The following is a 19106-nucleotide window of genomic DNA, read 5'->3' on the forward strand; positions in this document are numbered from 1 at the left end:
CGACCACCGTCGAGGCCGAGCCTCCGCGCGCACGCTCGAGGGTGGGCAGAAACCACCCTTCGCGTCGCGGAGAAGGGCGACTTCCGACCACCGTCGAGCCCGGCGCGCGGGACGGGCGGGCTACGCGGCGAGCCCGCTCGTCGGATCAGCCGGTGTTCTGCAGGCCGGCGGCGATCCCGTTCACGGTGAGCAGCAGGAGGCGGTGGTCGGCGTCGGCCGGGTCGCCGCCGCCGTTCACGCGGATCGACCGGAGCGCCCGCAGCTGCAGCAGCGACAGCGCGTCGACGTACGGGCTGCGCAGACGCACCGAGCGGCTCAGCACCGGGCGCCCGTCGAGCACCTCGGCGTGCTCGCTGACCTTCAGCACCCACTCGCGGGTGAGCGCCATCTCGTCGAGCACGGCTCCGGCGAGGTCGTCGCGCTCGGCCAGGCCGAGGTACTCGCGGGCGATGTGCCCGTCGGTCTTCGCGAGCGACAGCTCGACGTTCTTCACCATCGTGCGGAACAGCGGCCACGTCTTGTACGCATCGCGCAGCAGGTCGACGTCGCCGACGGCCGCGAGGGCCGAGCCGAGTCCGTACCAGCCGGCCAGGTTGATGCGGGCCTGGGTCCAGGCGAACACCCACGGGATCGCCCGCAGGTCCTCGAGCGACTCGACCGAGAGACCACGACGGGCCGGGCGTGAGCCGAGTGCGAGCAGGCCGACCTCCTCCATCGGGGTGACGGCGGCGAACCACGAGGCGAAGCCCTCGGCCTTGACCAGTCTGAAGAAGGTCGCCCGCGACGCCTCGTCCATCGTGGCGACCACGTCGGCGAAGCGGGTGGCGGCCTCGGCGTTCTCGGCCTCGTTCGACGGGCTCGACGCCAGCAGCGTCGCGGCGGCCATCTGCTCGAGGTGCCGGGCGCCGATCGCCTGGTTGCCGTACTGGGCGACGATGACCTCGCCCTGCTCGGTGATCTTGAAGCGCCCGTCGACCGAGTGCGGCGGCTGGGCCAGCACGGCCTCGTTCGCCGGCCCGCCGCCGCGGCCGAGGGCCCCGCCCCGACCGTGGAAGAGCGTCAGCGTGATGTCGTTCGCAGCCGCCCAGTCGGCGATGCGCGCCTGCGCGTCGTACAGGGCGAAGGTCGCCGACACCGGCCCGACGTCCTTCGACGAGTCGGAGTAGCCGAGCATCACCTCGAGGCGGCGCCCCGTCTCGGAGAGGCGACGCTGCACGACCTCGGTGGCCAGCGCCTCCTCGAGGATGCGCGTGCTCGCCTCGAGGTCGGCGAACGTCTCGAACAGCGGCACCACGTCGAGCACGGGCGCGGCCTGTGCCGACCCGAGGGCGTACGCGGCGAGCTCGTGCACGTTCGCGAGGTCGGCGGACGACTGCGTGAACGACACGATGTATCGGGAGGCGGCACGGACCCCGTAGCGCACCTGCAGATCTTTGATGGTGCGGAAGACGGCGAGGACCTCGTCGGTCATCGGGCTCGTGTCGCCCCCGGCGCGCAGCTCGGCGAGCGCCGTGCGGTGCACCTGCGAGTGCTGACGGACCTCGAGCTCGGCGAGGTGGAACCCGAAGGTCTCGACCTGCCAGACGAGGCCCTGCAGCTCGCCGTTCGCGGCACGATGCGCACCGGCCGCACGCAGCGAGTGCTGCACCACGCGGAGGTCGGCGAGCAGCTGCTCGGGCGCGTCGTAGCCGAGCGGGTCGCCGTCGCGACGCGTGGCCTCGATGCGCGCCGCGACGAAGAGCAGCACGCGGCGGTGGGTCTCGTTCGGCGAGCGGACACCGATGCTCGACGCGAGCTCGGGGTCGAGGGCCCGCTGCGCGTCGGCGAGGGCGATCAGCGTCGCATCGGCGGGCGTGTCGGCCTCGTCGAGGGTGAGGGTGGCGCCCACGCGGGATGCGGCCCGGTGCAGCCCGAGCAGCACGTGCTCGGCCGCGATGTCGGCGGCCTGGCGGGTGACCTCGGCGGTGACGTGCGGGTTGCCGTCGCGGTCTCCGCCGATCCAGCTGCCGAGTCGGAGGAACGCGGGGGCGACGGCGGGTTCGCGGCCGGCCCGGTCGCCGAGGAGGCGGTCGTCGAGCAGGCGGTACACCTGCGGCACGATCTCGAACAGGGTCTGGTCGAAGACGCTCATCGCCGTGCGCACCTCGTCGAGCGGGGTGGGGCGCGTGGTGCGGAGCGGCGATGTGCGCCAGAGCGTGTCGACCTCTTCGAGCAGGCGACGCTCGGCCTCGATGACGGCGATGTCGTTCTGCAGCCGGTCGCGCTCGTCCATCAGGTCGCTGATGCGACGGATGGTCGACGCGACGGCGCGGCGCCGCGCCTCGGTGGGGTGCGCCGTCAGCACGGGGTGGAACCGCAGGTCGCTGAGGCGCTTCGAGGCCTCGTCGGCGCCGACCTCGGCGACGAGCTGCTGCAGCGTGTCGGCGACCGAGTCGGAGGCGGTGCGCTGGGCGCTGCCGCGGCGACGCAGCACGCGCACGCGGTGGTGCTCTTCGGCGAGGTTGCTGAGGTGGAAGTAGCAGGTGAACGCCCGGGCGACCTGCTCGGCGCGCTCCTGGTCGAGACCGTCGACGATGGTCTGCGCGTCGTCGAGCGAGGCCCCGCCCGCCCCCTCGTACGCGGCGATGACGGCGGCGCGCACCGCCTCCACGTCGCGGAAGAGGTCGTCGGAGCCGGACTCGCGCAGCACCCTGCCGAGCAGGCTGCCGAGGAAGCTCACGTCGCCGCGCAGGTCGCCGTCGACGGCCCCGCGGATGTCGTCACGGCTGCTGCCGTCGGCACGTCTCGATGTCTCGATGTCGGTCACGGCCCCATTGTGGACGATGCGGGGGCGTGTGACGCACACCGCGCCTCCTCGGCTCGTCTCGGGTTCGCTCGGCGTCGCGGCGTGCGGCGGGTCCGTGTCATCCGTGGCGGGTCAGCGCTGACCCGCCACGGATGACGGGAACCCGCCGCAGGCCGAGGCACGGGCAGGAGCGCGGGCACGGGCACGGGCGGGCTCAGCCGCGGGCGCGGGGCACGAGCCGCTCGAGCTGCGTGACGTGCTTCGGCTCGAGCTCGTCGAGCGAGTTCACCCCGAGGAGGCGCATCGTGCGGGCGATCTCGACCGACAGGATCTCGATGGCCCGGTCCACCCCCTCGCGTCCGCCGGCCATGAGCCCGTACAGGTACGCCCGCCCGATCAGCGTGAAGCGCGCGCCGAGGGCGACCGCCGCCACGATGTCGGCGCCCGACATGATGCCCGTGTCGAGGTGCACCTCGGTGTCGCCTCCGACCTCGCGGACGACGTCGGGCAGCAGGTGGAACGGGATCGGCGCCCGGTCGAGCTGACGCCCGCCGTGGTTCGACAGGATGAGCGCGTCGACCCCGAGGTCGGTCACCCGCCGGGCGTCGTCGACGGTCTGCACGCCCTTGACGACGAGCTTGCCGGGCCACTGCGACTTGATCCATGCGAGGTCGTCGTAGGTGACGGTCGGGTCGAACATCGTGTTCAGCAGCTCGGCGACGGTGCCCGACCATCGGTCGAGCGAGGCGAACGCGAGCGGCTCGGTGGTGAGGAAGTCGACCCACCACCACGGGCGCGGCAGCGCGTCGATGATCGTCTTGGGCGTCAGCGACGGCGGGATCGTCATGCCGTTGCGCGAGTCGCGGAGCCGCGCACCCGCCACCGGCACGTCGACGGTCACCAGCAGCGTGTCGAACCCGGCCGCGGCGGCCCGGTCGACGAGGGCCATCGAGCGGTCGCGGTCCTTCCACATGTAGAGCTGGAACCAGTTGCGGCCGTCCGGGGCCGCCTCGGCGACGTCCTCCACCGACGCGGTGCCCATCGTCGAGAGGCTGAACGGGATGCCGGCCGCCGCGGCGGCCGCCGCCCCCGCCTTCTCGCCCTCGGTCTGCATCATGCGGGTGAACCCGGTCGGTGCGATGCCGAACGGCTGCTCGACCCGTTTGCCGAGGACGTCCCAGCCGGTGTCGACGGTCGCGACGTCGTGCAGGATCGCCGGGTTGAACTGCACGTCGCGGAACGCCTGCCGCGCCCGCCGCAGCGAGATCTCGGCCTCGGCGGAGCCGTCGGTGTAGTCGAACGCGGCCGTCGGCGTGCGTCGCTTCGCGATCCGCCGCAGGTCTTCGATCGTGAGCGCCTCGCGCAGCCGCTTGGCCTTGAGGTCGAACGTCGGCCTCTTGAACTGCATCAGCGGCGCGAGGTCGTGGAGGTTCGGGATTCTGCGGTCGACCATGGTGGTCCTTTCGAGAGGAGCGTGAGGGAGTTCAGGAGGCGCGCGACGGCACCCGGGGCAGGTATCTGGCGGGAGCGGACGACGCCGAGACCAGGGCCCGCAGCGCCTCGAGCGACGACGACGGGTCGACGATGCCGACCGCGCGGGCCTGGACGAGGATGTTCCCGAGCGCGGTGGCCTCGACCGGCCCGGCGAGCACGGTGCAGCCCGTCCGGTCGGCCGTGAGCTGGCAGAGCAGCGCGTTCTGCGACCCGCCGCCGACGACGTGCACGGTGCGGATGCGGCGACCCGAGAGGCGTTCGGCGTCGCGCAGGGTCTCGGCGTAGGCGGCGGCCAGCGACTCGAGGATGCTGCGCACCACCTCGGCCCTCCCCCGCGGCGGCTCGACGTCGTGCTCGACGCACCAGGCCCCGATGCGCGCGGGCATGTCGCCGGGCGGCGCGAAGCGCTGGTCGGTGGCGTCGAAGACCGGGACCGCGCGGGTGACGTCGGCCGCCTCGGCGAGCAGGGCGGCGAGGTCGCTGCTGCGCTCGGCGGCCGTGGCCCCCGCGCCGTCCCAGGTGCGCATCGACTCGCTCAGCAGCCACAGCCCCGACACGTTCTTCAGGAACCGGGTGCGACCGTCGACTCCGCCCTCGTTGGTGAACCCCGCGAGGCGCGCCTCGTCGGTGACGAGGGGTGCGGGCAGCTCGAGCCCGACGAGCGACCAGGTGCCGCTCGAGACGTAGGCCGCGTCGTCGCCGGCGAGCGGCACGCCGACCACGGCCGAGGCGGTGTCGTGCGACCCGACGGCCGTGACCTCGAGCGACGTCGGCGCCCCGATCGCCGAGGCGACCGACGGCAGCAGCGGACCGAGGGCGGCACCGGGGTCGACGAGCGGGGCGAAGAGATCGAGGGGGACGCCGACGCGGTTCATCAGATCGACGTCGAAGGCCCGCTCGACGGGCGACAGCAGCCCGGTGGTCGACGCGTTGGTCGACTCGGTCGCCGCCACCCCGGTCAGCCACCACGAGAAGAGGTCGGGCACGAGCAGGGCGCGGTCGGCGAGGGCCAGGGTCCCGGAGGCGCGATCGGCCGCCAGCTGGAACACCGTGTTGAACGGCAGATGCTGCAGCCCCGCCCGCGTGAACAGCTCGCGGGGCGACACCGCGGCGTGCACCGCCTCGACCCCCGCCGCGGTGCGCCCGTCGCGGTAGTGGTACGGCGCACCGAGCAGCCGGCCGTCGCGGAGCAGCGCGTAGTCGACCGCCCACGAGTCGACCCCGATCGACCGCAGCCCCGGCTCGTCGCGCACGGCGGCGGCCAGCCCCGCGGTGACGGACCGCCAGAGCCCGAGGACGTCCCAGTGCAGACCGACACCGTGCAGACCGAGACGACCCGCGCCTCCTTCGGGGACGGTCACGGGGTCGTTCGCGAATCGGGCCACCGGACGCAGCCGGACCCCGTCGCGGTCGACCCGGCCGAGCATGACCCGACCGCTCGTGGCGCCGAGGTCGACCGCGGCGACCGTGCCGCCGCCCATCGGGGTTCTGGTCGTCATCGTCGCCTCAGCGGAGGAACGCCGCGGCGACGCCCGCGTCGACCGGCACGTGCAGCCCGGTCGTGTGCGAGAAGTCGCTCGTGCAGATGGCGAAGACGGCGGCGGCGACGTTCTCGGGCACGACCTCGCGCTTGAGGATCGTGCGCTGGGCGTAGAAGGCCCCGAGATCCTGCTCGTCGATGCCGTAGGTCGCGGCCCGGTTGGCGCCCCAGCCGCTGGCGAAGATGCCCGAGCCCCTCACGACCCCGTCGGGGTTGATGCCGTTGACCCGGATGCCGTGCTCGCCCAGCTCGGCCGCGAGCAGCCGCACCTGGTGGGCCTGGTCGGCCTTCGTGGCGCTGTAGGCGATGTTGTTCGGGCCGGCGAAGACGGAGTTCTTCGACGAGATGTAGACGATGTCGCCACCGAGCCCCTGGTCGACGAGCACGCGCGCGGCGTTCTTCGCCACGAGGAACGACCCCTTGGCCATGACGTCGTGCTGGAGATCCCAGTCGGCCTCGGTCGTGTCGAAGAGCGACTTCGACAGGCTGAGCCCGGCGTTGTTGACGACGAGGTCGAGACCGCCGAAGGCCAGCAGCACCTCGTCGATCGAGGCCTTGACGGCCGCCTCGTCGCTCACGTCGGCCGCGACGCCACGTGCCACGTCGGGCCCGCCGATCTCGGCCGCCGCGGCCTGCGCCTTCGCGAGATCGAGGTCGGCGATGACGACGCAGGCCCCCTCGGCGGCGAGGCGCGTGGCGATGGCCTTGCCGATGCCCGAGGCGGCGCCGGTGACGAGCGCGATGCGGGTCGCGAGGCGCTTCGGGGCCGGGAGGCGACGCAGCTTGGCCTCTTCGAGCGCCCAGTACTCGATGCGGAACTTCTCGGCCTCGTCGATCGGAGCGTAGGTCGAGAGCCCCTCGGCGCCGCGCATGACGTTGATCGCGTTGATGTAGAACTCGCCGGCGACCCGGGCGGTCTGCGCGTCCTTGCCGAACGAGAGCATGCCGACGCCGGGCACGAGCACGATGAGCGGGTCGGCCCCGCGCATCGCCGGGCTGTCGGGGGTCGCGTGCCGGTCGTAGTAGGCCTGGTAGTCGAGGCGGTACTGCTCGTGCAGCTCGCGGAGGCGCGCGATGGACTGCTCGACGGAGGCGGTGGCGGGCAGGTCGAGCAGCAGCGGCGTGACCTTCGTGCGGAGGAAGTGGTCGGGGCAGCTGGTGCCGAGGGCGGCCAGCCGCGGGTGCTCGGCGCTCGCGAGGAACTCGAGCACGGCGGGGTCGTCGCTGAAGTGCCCGACCTGCGGGGCGTCGTGCGAGGCCAGCCCGCGGATCGTCGGGGCGAGCGCGGCAGCACGGGCGCGACGTTCGGCCTCGGGCAGGGCCGCGTAGCCGTCGAGAGCGGGGCCGAACGGGTCGGCCCGCGAGTGCTCGGCGATGTGCGCCTCGGCCGTCTCGATGATCCAGCGCGAGTTGGCCTCGGCCTCGTCGCTCGTGTCGCCCCAGGCGGTGATGCCGTGACCGCCGAGGATCGTGCCGATCGCGTCGGGGTTGTCGGCCTTGATCGCGGCGATGTCGAGCCCGAGCTGCCAGCCCGGTCGGCGCCACGGCACCCAGACGACGCGCCCGCCGAAGATCTCGGCGGCGAGGCGCTCGCCGTCGGCGGCGGTCGCGATGGCGATGCCGCTGTCAGGATGCAGGTGATCGACGTGCGCGGCGTCGACGAGACCGTGCATGGCCGTGTCGATCGAGGGTGCCGCTCCCCCTTTGCCGTGCAAGGCGTAGTCGAACGCGGCGACCATCTCGTCTTCGTGCTCGGGGCCCCGGTAGACGTTCGCGAGACCGCGCAGCCGGTCGAGCCGCAGCACCGCGAGGCCCTGCTCGGTGAGCGTGCCCAGGTCGCCGCCGCTGCCCTTCACCCAGAGGAGCTCGACGGGCTCGCCCGTGGCCGGGTCGGTCGCGGTGCCCTTTGCCGAGGTGTTGCCGCCGGCGTAGTTCGTCACGCGCGGGTCGGCGCCGAGCCGGTTGCTGCGCGCGATCAGGTCGGCCGCGGCGGCGGGGGTCGTGCTGGTGGACGAGGAGGTGCGGGTCTGGTTCATGGGTCCGTTCTCGGTTCGCAGAGGAGGGGCGGGGACGATCGCGGCTCAGGTCCAGCTGAGCTGGGTCCCGCCGGCGCGCTCGTCGGCGAGGCGCTCTTGAGTGCCGCTCGCCAGGTACGCCGCCATCGGGTCGCGGGGCAGACCCCGGCCCTCGCGCCAGTCGGCGAGGGCGGGGCGGACGTCGGTGTAGAAGGCGTCCATCAGCACGGCGTTGGCGCCGAGCACGTCGTGGGCGGCGCGGGCGGAGTCGAGCGCGGGCCGGTCGACGAGCAGCGCCCGCGCCGTCATCTCTTGCACGTTGAGCACGCTGCGGATCTGGCCGGGGATCTTGTCCTCGACGTTGTGGCACTGGTCGAGCATGAACTGCACCGGCGAGCCGACCTCGAGCCCGCCGCCGTCGACGACCTCGAACAGGATGCGGAACAGCTGGAACGGATCGGCCGCGCCGACGATCAGGTCGTCGTCGGCGTAGAAGCGCGAGTTGAAGTCGAACGAGCCGAGCTTGCCGAGGCGCAGCAGCTGCATGACGATGAACTCGATGTTGGTGCCCGGGGCGTGGTGCCCGGTGTCGAGGCAGGTCAGAGCCTGGTCGCCGAGGGCGCTCACCTGGGCGTAGCTGGTGCCCCAGTCGGGCACGTCGGTGTGATAGAAAGCCGGCTCGAAGAACTTGTACTCGAGCACGAGCCGCTGCTCGGGGTCGAGCCCGGCGTAGATCTCGGCCAGCGACTCGGCGAGGTGGTCCTGACGCTGACGCAGACTGTCTTGACCGGGGTAGTTGGTGCCGTCGGCGAGCCAGATCTTGAGGTCGCGCGAGCCGGTCTCGCGCATGATCTCGAGGCAGCGCAGGTGGTGGTCGATCGCCTTGCGTCGCACGGCGGCGTCGCTGTGCGCCAGGCTGCCGAACTTGTACGCCTCGTCTTGGAAGGTGTTCGAGTTGACCGTGCCGAGCGCGACGCCGTGGTCGGCGGCGAACGACCGCAGGGCGGTGAAGTCGCTCACCTCGTCCCAGGGGATGTGCAGTGCGACGCTCGGGGCGAGCCCGGTGTACTCGTGCACGGTCGCCGCGTCGGCGATCTTCTCCTCGGCGCTTCGCGGGGTGCCCGGGGTGCCGAACACCTTGAACCGGGTGCCCGAGTTGCCGAAGGCCCAGCTGGGCAGCTCGATCGCCTGACGCTCGAGCGTGGGGGCGATGGACTCGAAGGTGGTCATGATGCTTCTTCCGTGATCGTGTCGGTGGTGGTGCGGCGGCCGGCGCCCGGCAGGCCGAGCTGCGCCTCGAGGTTGAAGACCTGGGTGAGCAGCTCGAAGCCCTCGTCGGGCGGGGTGCCGTCGAGCGAGGTGAAGAACTCGGCCATCGAGGCCTGCCAGCGGGTGTTGACGTCGGTGAGCGCCATCGCGGCCTGCGCGGCCTCGAGCGACGCGGCCTCGACGTAGCCGATCAGCAGCCCGTCGGGTGCGGCGAAGAGCGAGTAGCCGTGCCAGCCGCTGTCGTGGAGGGCCTGCAGCATCTCGGGCCAGACCTCGGCGTGGCGCCGGGTGTAGTCGGCCAGCCGCTCGGGGGCTACCTGGAGGCGGAACGCGTAGCGCTCGTGCTCGTCGGCGGTCATGGGGTGTTCTCCGGTTCGTCGTTGAATCGTTTCAATGGCACGAGCGTAGCAAGTGCCGGTGGTGCGGACAAGAGGGTCTAGGGGTGCGCCGAGCCGAGGCTGCCGGCGAAGCCGTCGGCGTCGTCGAAGGGTGCCGAGACGTGCCGGTGCTCGACGCCGAGCAGCGAGGCCGCCGCCGCGACGTCACGCGCGACGTGCCCGACGCAGAGTCCCCAGTGATGACCGATGCCGCTCCGCGACCACTCGTCGACCCATTCGCCCGGGTCGCCGCCGAAGTCGACGCGCGACGTCGTGTTGCCGATCGCGAGCAGCGGGCCGGGCACGACCTCGCCCTCGCTCGTGACGAACGACAGGGCGCCGTCGCGATCCTGTCCGAGACCGAAGGTCGTCACCGGGCCGGGCTGCACGTCGAACTCGACGCTGACGCCGTAGCCGCGCTTGCCGTGGAACACCCCGAGACCCCGCAGCACGGGCCGTGACGACGAGATCGCCAGGTGGGCCGGCCCGTCGTGACCCATCTCGACCACCCCGTCGTCGAAGTCGATCGCCTGGATCTCGGTGAACGAGCCACCGACGCCGAGGGCCTGCGCGGCGAGCATCGCGACCGAGGTGCGGAGCTCGTACTCCCCCACCGTCGGCAACCCCCGCGCGTTGAGCAGCGACGCCCCGAGGATCATCCCGGCGCCGAGCCGCTCGTGCTGCTCGCCCTCGAGACCCCGGTGGTAGTACGCGAGCGAGTCGAGGTCGAAGTCGGCGACCAGCCGGTCGAGCCCGACCGAGACGCGCGCGCCCCAGTCGAAGTCCTGCTGGCCGACCGACGCGTCGACCTCGAACACCTCGCGGGCCAGGGCGACGCGCTCGCGCACCTCGGCGTCGGTGACGGCGTCGACCCGCACCCGCAGGTCGTCGAACTCGAGCACCTCGACATGCGACCCGAAGTGCGTCGACAGGAGGGTGAGGTCGGTGGAGACGTCGAGCATGCCCGGGTAGAGATGCCCCATCAGGCCGTGCCGCGCCTCCCTCAGCCGCGCCCGGACCCCGGCGGCGTGCACCCACCGCTCGATGCGCCGCCACGCGCGCTCGCTCCGCAGATGACCCGAGACCGAGCGGAACTCGATGCCGGCCCGACGGAACACGTTCGCGACCTCGGGCACCGGGCACTGCCCGCAGTAGGCGAGCCACATGCCCGTGTCGAACCGCTCGTGGTCCATCCTCTCGGTCGGCTGCAGATCGATCACGAGCACGGGCACCCCGGCCCGCTGCGCGATGGGGAGGACCATCGACGACGTCAGATAGGTCGTGAGGAAGACGACGATCAGGTCGCAGTCGGCGGTGCGCAGCGTGTCCGCCGCGACCCGCGCCTCCTGGGCGTCCGAGATGAAGCCCGTGTCGATCACCTCGGCGTCGAGACCGCCGAAGCGGTCGACCACGTAGCGGGTGGACTCCTGCAGCTGCGGCAGCAGGCCGGGGAACTGCGGCCAGTAGGTGCCGAGACCGCCGGCCACGAGCCCGACGCGGGTGCGGCGGCGGCGGATCGGGGGCAGCAGATCGTGCACGGCGGAGGTGCTGGTGCTCATGGGGTGACGACTCCGGTGTCGACGGGGGCGCTCGCGCGCCGGATGGGCCGAGGAGGCGCGGTGCGCGCCCCGAGGGAGGGCGGGACCGCCGAGGTGGTCACCCCGGCGGCCCCGCGGCGACGACTAGAAGTCGTAGTCGTCGATGTTGTCGGCGTCGAACTCGGTCGGCGGGCCGACGATCACGATGCCGTCGGCGCCGACGGTGCGCTCACCGAGGTCGCCGGCCTCGAAGGTGTCGCCCTCGGCGCCCGTGATGGTGCCGTCGACGAGCGCCTGACCGGCGTAGGCCGCGACGTAGCCGAGCTGCGCAGGGTCCCAGAGGGCGAACGCGGTGACGGTTCCGTCTTTCACGAACTCGCGCATCTCGTTTGGCAGACCGAGCCCGGTCAGCGCGACCTCGCCCTTGTACTCGGAGGTCGAGAGGTAGCGGGCCGTCGCGGCGATGCCGACCGTGGTGGGCGAGATGATGCCCTTCAGGTCGGGGTTCGCCTGCAGCAGGCCCTGGGCCTCCTGGAACGACTTCGCGTCGTCGTCGTCGCCGTAGACCTTCGAGACGATGTTGATCCCCGCGTAGTCGGGGTTCGTGTCGACCTCCTCTTCGATGTACTTGATCCACTCGTTCTGGTTCGTGGCGTTCGCGGTGGCCGAGAGGATCGCGATGTCGCCCTCGCCGCCGATCTGCTCGCTCATCTGGCGGATCTGGATCAGCGCGACGTCCTTCGCCTCGACCTGGCTGATGAACACGTCGCGGTAGTCGGGGTTCGTGTCGGAGTCGAACGCGACGATCTTCGCGCCGCCGTCGCGCGCCTCCTGCAGGGCCGGCCCGACCGCGTCGGGGTCGTTCGCCGCGATGACGATGACGTTCGCGCCCTGCTGCGTGAGCGTGTTGATGAAGGTGACCTGCGACGAGGCGCTCGCCTCGAGCGGACCGACGACGCTGTAGTCGTAGCCGATCGACTTCGACGCCTCTTCGCCGCCGCCGAGCACGACGTCGGTGTACGGGTTGTTGAGCTGCTTCGGCACGAACGCGATCGACTGCTCGCCGTCGGAGCCGGAGCCCGTGGTCGCGTCGCCGTCGCTCGACCCGGCCGTGAGGGCGCAGCCGGAGGCGACGAGCGCGACGCCGGCGAGGGCCGCCGCGGTCGAAACGGCCCGGCGCACGCTGCGCCTGGTGGAGGTGGTGAACATCATCGTTCCGTCCTTTGCTGTGGGGGATGGTGCGTGGGGTGGTCTAGGTGGTCGGTGTGGTCGGGGTGGTCGGGGTGGTCGGGGTGGTCAGGCCGCGTCGGGGTGGTGAGGCCGCGTCGGGGTGGTGAGGCCGCGTCGGGGTGGTCAGGCCGCGTCGGCCGCCGAGGCGGCGAGCACGTCGCGCGCGGCCCGCCTCGCCCGACGCTTCTCGCGGATGACCGCGATCAGACTCGGCGTGACGACGCTGCCGACGAGCAGCAGGCCGGTGACGACGTTGAGGACGACGTCGCTGATGCCGCCGAGGCGCAGGGCGTAGCTGACGCTCGAGATGATCAGCACGCCGGCCACGACACCGGGGATGCTGCCGCGTCCGCCGAAGATCGAGACGCCGCCGAGCAGGACGGCCGCGATGACCGCGAGCTCGATGCCGGTCGCGTTGTCGCTGCGAGCGCTCGAGTAGCGGAGCGTCCAGTAGATGCCGACCAGGGCCGAGACGACGCCCGTGGCGACGAACATCCAGAACTTGGCGCGGCCGACGTGCACGCCGACGAAGCTCGCGGCCTCCTTGCTGAAGCCGATGGCCGGCAGCGTGCGGCCGAACGAACTGAAGTGCAGCAGCACGCCGAAGAAGGCGATGATGACGGCGACGCCGATCATCGCGGTGGGGATGCCGGTCGCCCCGATCTTCGACGTGAAGAACGAGGTCAGCGCGGGCGGGAAGTCGGCGACGGCGTTGTCGCCGATCACCACGAGGGCGAGCCCGCGGTAGAGGGCGAGCGTGCCGATCGTGACGGCCAGCGACGGGAGTCCGATCGCGGTGACGAGCAGCCCGTTCAGCGCCCCGCAGCCGATGCCGATCAGCACGCAGACCACGAAGATCTCGGGGATGCCCCAGCCCGCCGCCCACAGCACGCCCATCGCGGCGCTGGTGAGACCCGCCGTGCTGGCCACCGAGAGGTCGATCTCGCCGGTGATGATCACGAGGGCCATCGGCATCGCGATCATCAGGATCGGGATCGCGTCGAGCAGCAGGAACCCGGTCGTCTGCACGCTCGCGAACCGCGGCACGGTCAGCGCGCAGACGATCAGCGTGCCGAGCAGCGCGTAGATCATGATCGCGCCGCGGCCGGTCAGGAGGCGACGGCGGCGCAGCGTCCTCTCGGCGGCGGACTCGGGGTCGCGACGGGCGGCGTCGCGAGCGTCGCGGTCGCCGGAGGCGCCGGCGGTGTCGCGGGACGCCGAGGAGGCGCGGCGCGGGTCGATCGCGGAGCCCGCGGCCGAGGGGGTGGTCGTCTGCTCAGGCATTGGTGGCCTCGCTCGTGCGGAGTCTCCGCGCCTTGCGGATCGAGGCGATCCGTTCGACGAGGATGGCGGTCAGGATGAGGACGCCGACGATGGCCTGCTGCCAGAACTTGTCGACGTTGAGCGCCGTGAGGCTGCTCGTGATGGTGGTCAGCAGCACCGCGCCGATCGCGGCGCCCACGACGCTGCCCGAGCCGCCGAAGATCGCGATGCCGCCGACGACGGCCGCGGCCACGATGTCGAGCTCGAGACCGGTGCCCGTGGTCGCGCCGACCGAGTTGAAGCGCGACGCGTACAGGACGCCGGCGAGACCGGTGAGCGTGCCGTTCAGCACGAACGCCGTGAGCACGCGCTTGCTGACCGGGATGCCGAACAGGCGGGCCGCCTCGTCGTCGGAGCCGATGGCGTACAGATCGCGACCGGGCCGGGTGCGGGCCAGGAACACCGCGACGAGCACGACGACGACGATCGCGATCACCGTGATGATCGGGACCCCCAGCACCGTGTCGACCGACAGTCGACCGAAGGCGGCCGGGCGGTCGCCGGCGAAGTACTGCTGACCGCCGGCCCAGGCGTTGTTCACGCCCCGGTAGATGTAGAGCATGCCGAGGGTGATCACGAGCGACGGCACCCGCGCGACCGTCACCAGGAACCCGTTGATCGCACCGAGGAGGGCACCCAGCGCCAGACCGATCGCGAAGACGAAGACGATGGGGATGTCGGGCGCCGCGGCGAACACCGAGCCCGTGCCGAACGCGACGAGCCCGAGGATCGACCCCACCGAGAGGTCGATGTTGTTCGTGATGATGACGGCACCGAGGCCGACGGCCATGATCACCGTGATCGTGGCGTTCAGCATCAGGTCTTTGACACCCTGCGCCGAGACGAAGAGCGGGTTGGCGATCGTCGTCACGATCACGAGCACCACGAGCGCCGAGGCGACCGGCACCTCGCGTTGACGGACGAGCGAGGCGAACGGGCTGCGCCCGGTGCCGAGCGCGGGGGCGAGGGCGTGCGAGGTCGTCATCGGCGGGTCTCCGTCGTCGTGGTGGTGTGCGCGGGCTCGGCGCCGGTGGCGGCGTTGATGACCGTCTCGGGAGTGGCGTCGTCGCGGTCGAAGGTGGCCGTGAGCCGCCCCTCGCGCATGACGAGCACGCGGTCGGCCATGCCCAGCACCTCCGGCAGCTCGGACGAGATCATCAGCACCGCGATGCCGCGACCGGCGAGATCGCTGATCAGCCGGTGCACCTCGCTCTTCGTGCCGACGTCGATGCCGCGCGTCGGCTCGTCGACGATGAGGAACGTCGGGTCGGTCGCCAGCCACTTGGCCAGCACCACCTTCTGCTGGTTGCCGCCCGAGAGGGTCGACACGGGGAGCTCCTGACTGCCGGTCTTGACCTGCAGTCGCCGCGACCAGTCGGCCGCCGCCTCGCGCTCGCGCCGCGCGCTGACCAGCCCGAGACGACTGAGCGTCGTGCGGAGGGTGAGCGTCGTGTTGCGGCTGACCGACATGTCCATCACGAGACCCTGCTTGCGGCGGTCTTCGGGGACGAAGCCGATGCCCGCCCTGATCGAGGCCATCGGATCGCGCGGCGCGAGCCTGCGGCCGCCGATCGTCACGGAGCCGGCGTCGTAGCGGTCGATGCCGAACAGCGCCCGCGCCACCTCGGTGCGACCCGCCCCGACGAGACCGGCGAGCCCGACGATCTCGCCGGCGCGCACCTCGAACGACACGTCGTGGAAGACGCCCGCCCGGGTCAGCCCGTCGACGCGGACGACGGTGTCGCCGACCCGCGCCTCCTGCTTGGGGAACAGCTGGTCGACGTCGCGACCGACCATCGCCCGCACGATCTCGGGCGTGCTGACCTCGCTGGTCGTGTGCTCGGAGATGAAGGCGCCGTCGCGCATGACGGTGATGCGGTCGCTGAGACCGAAGACCTCGTCGAACCGGTGCGAGATGAACATGATCGCGCTGCCGCGGTCGCGCAGCGCCCGGGCGACCCCGAAGAGGCGCTCGACCTCGACGCCGCTCAGAGCCGCCGTCGGCTCGTCCATGATGAGCACCTTGGCGTCGAGCGAGATGGCCTTGGCGATCTCGATGATCTGCTGATCGGCGATCGACAGGCCCTCGGCGACGCGGTCGGGGTCGATCGGCACACCGAGCCGGTCGAAGAGCGCCCGGGCGTCGGCGCGCATCGCGGCCCGGTCGATGAACCCGAGACGGGTGGTGGGCTGACGCCCGACGAAGATGTTCTCGGCGACGGTCAGATCGGGGAAGAGCGTCGGCTCTTGATAGATGACGCTGACACCCGCCGCCTTGCTCTCGGCCGGGCTGCGGAACACGATCGGGTGGCCGTCGAAGAGGAAGTCGCCGCTGTCGGGCTGGTGCACCCCCGCGAGGATCTTCACCATGGTCGACTTGCCGGCGCCGTTCTCGCCGACGAGCGCGTTGATCTCGCCGGCACGCAGCCGCACGCTGCCGCTCGAGAGGGCCACGACGGCGCCGAAGGTCTTGCGTGCGCCGCGCAGCTCGAGCACGGTCGCCGTCGGAGACGGCCCGTCGGATGTGGGGTCGATCGTCATCGATCGTTCTCCTAATCACTCTCGTCGTCGAGAGAAGTGAATCGTTTCAACTTCTGTTCGTGCCGACTGTAGGGGCAGACTCGGTTCGACGTCAAGGGGCGCCCCGCGGCTGTGGATCACAGCTCGATCACGGGCGTGGCACACTCGTCGGAGACCACGGCACGGACCAGGAGGCGCGATGAGGCAGGCGAGCATCCGCGACGTCGCCGAGACCGCCGGCGTCTCGGTCGGCACCGTCTCGAACGTGCTCAACAACCCCGCCAAGGTCAGCGAGTCGACCATCGCCCGGGTCAGCGACGCCATCGCGAGCCTCGGCTTCGTCCGCAACGACGCCGCCCGGCAGCTGCGCGGCGGCGACAGCCGGGTGATCGGCTTGATCATCCTCGACGGGGGCAACCCGTTCTTCACCGACGTCGCCCGCGGTGCCGAGGCCGCCGCCGAGGAGTCGGGCCGCGTCATCCTGCTCGGCAACAGCGACCAGCTGGTCGAACGCGAGGCGCACTACCTCGACCTCTTCGACGAGCGGCGCGTGATGGGCATCCTGATCTCACCCGTCGGCGACGTCTCCGACCGGCTCCGCCGACTGCGCCTGCGCGGCATGCCCGCGGTGCTCGTCGACCGGCGAGCCGACCTGACCGAGTTCTCGTCGGTCTCCGTCGACGACGTGCGGGGCGGGTACCTGGCGACGGAGCACCTCCTCGACCTCGGTCGACGGCGCATCGCGTTCGTCGGCGGACCGGCCGACCTGCAGCAGGTGGCCGACCGCCTGGCCGGCGCACGGGCCGCGGTCGCCGACGCCCCCGGCGCCACGCTCGAGGTCGTCGACATCCCCGCGCTGACCGTGCAGAACGGACGCGAGGCCGCCGCAGCCATCGTGCGACGCCCCGCCGCCGACCGCCCCGACGCCATCTTCGCCGCCAACGACCTCGCCGCCATGGGCGTGCTGCAGGCCCTCGTCATGCAGGGCGACCTGCGCGTACCCGACGACGTCGCCCTGATCGGCTACGACGACATCGACTTCGCCCGCGCCGCCGTCGTGCCGCTCAGCTCGGTGCGGCAGCCGAGCGCGCTGATCGGGCAGACGGCCGTCGAGATCCTCCGCGACGAGGCCGACGACCCCGCGCGGGCGCCCCGCCAGATCGTGTTCGAACCAGAGCTCGTGGTGCGCGAGAGCACGGCGCGCGGGGGGTCTTCGGCGAGGTGAGGCGGGCCTGCTCGGTGCTCGCTCCGGGGTTCGGCGGGTCCGTGTCACTCGTGGCGGGTCAGCGCTGACCCGCCGCCGATGACGGGAACCCGCCGCACCCGCAGCACGGGCCGCGCTCAGCCCTCGAGCAGGAGGCGGCAGTCGCCCTCGCCGCGGACGTCGCGCGGGTCGGGGCAGAGGGTTCCCGACCACGAGCCGTCGACTCCCCCGCCGTACGAGTCGAACGCGGTGGTCGTGTACGTCTCGACCCCGTCGATTCCCGGCCCGACGAAGGCGAACGACACGATCGGGTCGCCCTCCGTCGTCGGGGTCGACCAGGCGAGCTCGGCCGACGCCCCGGCGACGGACGCGTCGGCGAGGCAGTCGAGCGCCTCCGGATCGAGCTGGACGCCCTGCGGGAGGGCGAACTCGCCGCAGGTCGGCGTCGCATCGCCGGACTTCACCATGCCCCCGGCGTTCGGGAGCTGCCGCGCGGCGGTGATCGGGTCGTCGGGCGGAGGCGTCGGACCGACGCTCGAGGCGCAGCCCGCGGTGAGGAGCGCGAGTGCGATCCCGGGCGCGACGAGCAGCGTGGCGGATCTGCGGGCTGGTTCGACTGGCATGACTCCCCCTCTCCGTTCAGGGAACCAAGCGCTCGATGCCGACGGCAAGAGCCGCGGTGCACTCGTGACCGGTTCGTGACGCGCGGGGGCGGGGGCGGGGGTTCGGGCGGGTTCGTGTCACTCGCGGCGGGTCAGCGCTGACCCGCCGCCGAGGACGGGAACCCACCGCATCGGCGCGTGGATGCTGCCCGAGCGCTCCCGCAGCGGCGAGCGCGACGCCCCCGACCGCACCGCCAGCACCTCGGCCAGGATCGACACCGCGGTCTCCTCCGGAGTGCTGGCCCCGAGATCGAGTCCGATCGGCGAATGCAACCGGGCCAGCGCCTCCTCGTGCACGCCCCGCTCGCGCAACGACGCGACCCGCCGGTCATGCGTCGTCCGCGAACCCATCGCGCCGACGTAGACGGCCGGCGACGCCAGCGCCGCGGCGACGAGATCGGCGTCGAACCGCTCGTCGTGCGAGAGCACCGCGACGACGGTCCGCTCGTCGATCTCGGTGCGGGCGAGGTAGTTCGGCGGCCACTCGACGACGACCTGCTCGGCCGCCGGGAACCGCTCGCGGGTCAGGAACACCGGCCGCGGGTCGCACACCGTCACGCGGTAACCCAGCACGGCCCCCGCGTTGCAGAGGGCGACGGCGAACTCGACGGCCCCGAAGACGAGGAGGCGCGGCGGCGGGACGGACCGCTCGCTGAACACCCGCAGCCCCTCGCAGTCGTCGGGGCTCGCCACGACGTCGCCGGTCCGCACCGGTCCGACCACGACGTGCGCCACGGCCTCGCGGCCCGCCGCCGCCTCGCGCAGGGCGGCGACCGTCACGGCGTCGTCGGCGGTGACGAGTCGGGCGAGCACCTCGATGCGCCCACCGCAGCTCAGCCCGACCTCGAACGCGGTCTCGTCGCTGAAGCCGAAGGTGTCGAGCTGGGCGGCCCCGTCGTCGAGCACCTGCCGGCAGCTCTCGTAGACGGCTCCCTCGACGCAGCCGCCCGAGATGCTGCCGATGACGGTGCCGTCGTCCGTCACGGCCATCGACGTGCCGACGGTGCGCGGCGCGCTGCCGTCGATCGAGACGGCCGTCGCGACCGCGAGCCGTTCGCCCGCGTCGAGCCGGGCCAGCAGGCGCTCGGCGATCTCGAACACGGGGCTCCTCGGGGTGGGGCGGGTGCGGTCGGGCGGGCGGGCGGGGGG

The 19106-nt window shown here is 72.2% G+C and carries 14 protein-coding genes; 1 reads left to right on the forward strand and 13 read right to left on the reverse strand.

Annotated elements, in window-relative coordinates:
- Positions 1-145 precede the first annotated feature (145 nt).
- The 11 genes from SOM13_RS10535 to SOM13_RS10585 form a co-directional block, all read right to left on the reverse strand.
- A complete protein-coding gene (locus SOM13_RS10535; RefSeq protein ID WP_414655522.1) occupies positions 146-2806 on the reverse strand; it encodes a phosphoenolpyruvate carboxylase in 2661 nt (886 codons plus the stop codon).
- Positions 2807-2999: 193 nt separating this feature from the next.
- Positions 3000-4238 carry an alpha-hydroxy acid oxidase gene (locus SOM13_RS10540; protein ID WP_320479690.1) on the reverse strand — a complete coding sequence of 413 codons (1239 nt, stop codon included), beginning with the start codon at positions 4236-4238 and terminating at the stop codon, positions 3000-3002.
- Between the two features lie 31 nt (positions 4239-4269).
- On the reverse strand, positions 4270-5778 hold the full coding sequence (locus SOM13_RS10545) for a rhamnulokinase family protein (protein ID WP_320479691.1): 1509 nt from the start codon (positions 5776-5778) through the stop codon (positions 4270-4272).
- Positions 5779-5785: 7 nt separating this feature from the next.
- The gene (locus SOM13_RS10550; protein ID WP_320479692.1) at positions 5786-7855 is read right to left on the reverse strand and encodes a bifunctional aldolase/short-chain dehydrogenase; all 2070 of its coding nucleotides are present in this window, start codon (positions 7853-7855) and stop codon (positions 5786-5788) included.
- 45 nt (positions 7856-7900) lie between these two features.
- Positions 7901-9064 carry an L-rhamnose isomerase gene (rhaI, locus tag SOM13_RS10555; RefSeq protein ID WP_192061470.1) on the reverse strand — a complete coding sequence of 388 codons (1164 nt, stop codon included), beginning with the start codon at positions 9062-9064 and terminating at the stop codon, positions 7901-7903.
- Complete coding sequence (locus SOM13_RS10560) at positions 9061-9462, reverse strand: L-rhamnose mutarotase (RefSeq protein WP_320479693.1); 402 nt, start codon at positions 9460-9462, stop codon at positions 9061-9063. Before SOM13_RS10560 ends, rhaI begins: the two co-directional genes overlap by 4 nt.
- 77 nt (positions 9463-9539) lie before the next feature.
- A complete protein-coding gene (locus SOM13_RS10565; RefSeq protein ID WP_320479694.1) occupies positions 9540-11039 on the reverse strand; it encodes an L-fucose/L-arabinose isomerase family protein in 1500 nt (499 codons plus the stop codon).
- Between the two features lie 123 nt (positions 11040-11162).
- The gene (rhaS, locus tag SOM13_RS10570; RefSeq protein WP_320479695.1) at positions 11163-12230 is read right to left on the reverse strand and encodes a rhamnose ABC transporter substrate-binding protein; all 1068 of its coding nucleotides are present in this window, start codon (positions 12228-12230) and stop codon (positions 11163-11165) included.
- A gap of 141 nt (positions 12231-12371) precedes the next feature.
- A complete protein-coding gene (locus tag SOM13_RS10575) occupies positions 12372-13532 on the reverse strand; it encodes an ABC transporter permease (protein ID WP_320479696.1) in 1161 nt (386 codons plus the stop codon).
- Complete coding sequence (locus SOM13_RS10580; protein WP_192061472.1) at positions 13525-14556, reverse strand: ABC transporter permease; 1032 nt, start codon at positions 14554-14556, stop codon at positions 13525-13527. The genes SOM13_RS10575 and SOM13_RS10580 overlap by 8 nt, the downstream gene beginning before the upstream one ends.
- On the reverse strand, positions 14553-16112 hold the full coding sequence (locus SOM13_RS10585; RefSeq protein ID WP_243215383.1) for a sugar ABC transporter ATP-binding protein: 1560 nt from the start codon (positions 16110-16112) through the stop codon (positions 14553-14555). The genes SOM13_RS10580 and SOM13_RS10585 overlap by 4 nt, the downstream gene beginning before the upstream one ends.
- 178 nt (positions 16113-16290) lie before the next feature.
- On the opposite strand from SOM13_RS10585, the gene SOM13_RS10590 reads away from it, so the two are divergent.
- The gene (locus tag SOM13_RS10590) at positions 16291-17316 is read left to right on the forward strand and encodes a LacI family DNA-binding transcriptional regulator (protein ID WP_320479697.1); all 1026 of its coding nucleotides are present in this window, start codon (positions 16291-16293) and stop codon (positions 17314-17316) included.
- A 116-nt stretch (positions 17317-17432) separates the two neighbouring features.
- Here SOM13_RS10590 and SOM13_RS10595 read toward each other — a convergent pair whose 3' ends face one another.
- A complete protein-coding gene (locus tag SOM13_RS10595) occupies positions 17433-17918 on the reverse strand; it encodes a hypothetical protein (protein WP_320479698.1) in 486 nt (161 codons plus the stop codon).
- A 117-nt stretch (positions 17919-18035) separates the two neighbouring features.
- On the reverse strand, positions 18036-19106 hold a 1071-nt coding region (locus SOM13_RS10600; RefSeq protein WP_320479699.1), incomplete at its 5' end, for an XdhC family protein.

Origin of the sequence: Frigoribacterium sp. CFBP9030, from assembly GCF_034045195.1 — a bacterium.
Lineage (GTDB): Bacteria > Actinomycetota > Actinomycetes > Actinomycetales > Microbacteriaceae > Frigoribacterium.

What these genes read in the sequence shown, in the direction of transcription:
- SOM13_RS10575 (WP_320479696.1), bottom strand. Translation starts at nt 13,532, where the DNA reads ATGCCTGAGCAGACGACCACCCCCTCGGCCGCGGGCTCCGCGATCGAC.
- SOM13_RS10590 (WP_320479697.1), top strand. Translation starts at nt 16,291, where the DNA reads ATGAGGCAGGCGAGCATCCGCGACGTCGCCGAGACCGCCGGCGTCTCG.
- rhaS (WP_320479695.1), bottom strand. Translation starts at nt 12,230, where the DNA reads ATGATGTTCACCACCTCCACCAGGCGCAGCGTGCGCCGGGCCGTTTCG.
- SOM13_RS10560 (WP_320479693.1), bottom strand. Translation starts at nt 9,462, where the DNA reads ATGACCGCCGACGAGCACGAGCGCTACGCGTTCCGCCTCCAGGTAGCC.
- SOM13_RS10540 (WP_320479690.1), bottom strand. Translation starts at nt 4,238, where the DNA reads ATGGTCGACCGCAGAATCCCGAACCTCCACGACCTCGCGCCGCTGATG.
- SOM13_RS10550 (WP_320479692.1), bottom strand. Translation starts at nt 7,855, where the DNA reads ATGAACCAGACCCGCACCTCCTCGTCCACCAGCACGACCCCCGCCGCC.
- SOM13_RS10580 (WP_192061472.1), bottom strand. Translation starts at nt 14,556, where the DNA reads ATGACGACCTCGCACGCCCTCGCCCCCGCGCTCGGCACCGGGCGCAGC.
- SOM13_RS10585 (WP_243215383.1), bottom strand. Translation starts at nt 16,112, where the DNA reads ATGACGATCGACCCCACATCCGACGGGCCGTCTCCGACGGCGACCGTG.
- SOM13_RS10565 (WP_320479694.1), bottom strand. Translation starts at nt 11,039, where the DNA reads ATGAGCACCAGCACCTCCGCCGTGCACGATCTGCTGCCCCCGATCCGC.
- rhaI (WP_192061470.1), bottom strand. Translation starts at nt 9,064, where the DNA reads ATGACCACCTTCGAGTCCATCGCCCCCACGCTCGAGCGTCAGGCGATC.
- SOM13_RS10545 (WP_320479691.1), bottom strand. Translation starts at nt 5,778, where the DNA reads ATGACGACCAGAACCCCGATGGGCGGCGGCACGGTCGCCGCGGTCGAC.
- SOM13_RS10595 (WP_320479698.1), bottom strand. Translation starts at nt 17,918, where the DNA reads ATGCCAGTCGAACCAGCCCGCAGATCCGCCACGCTGCTCGTCGCGCCC.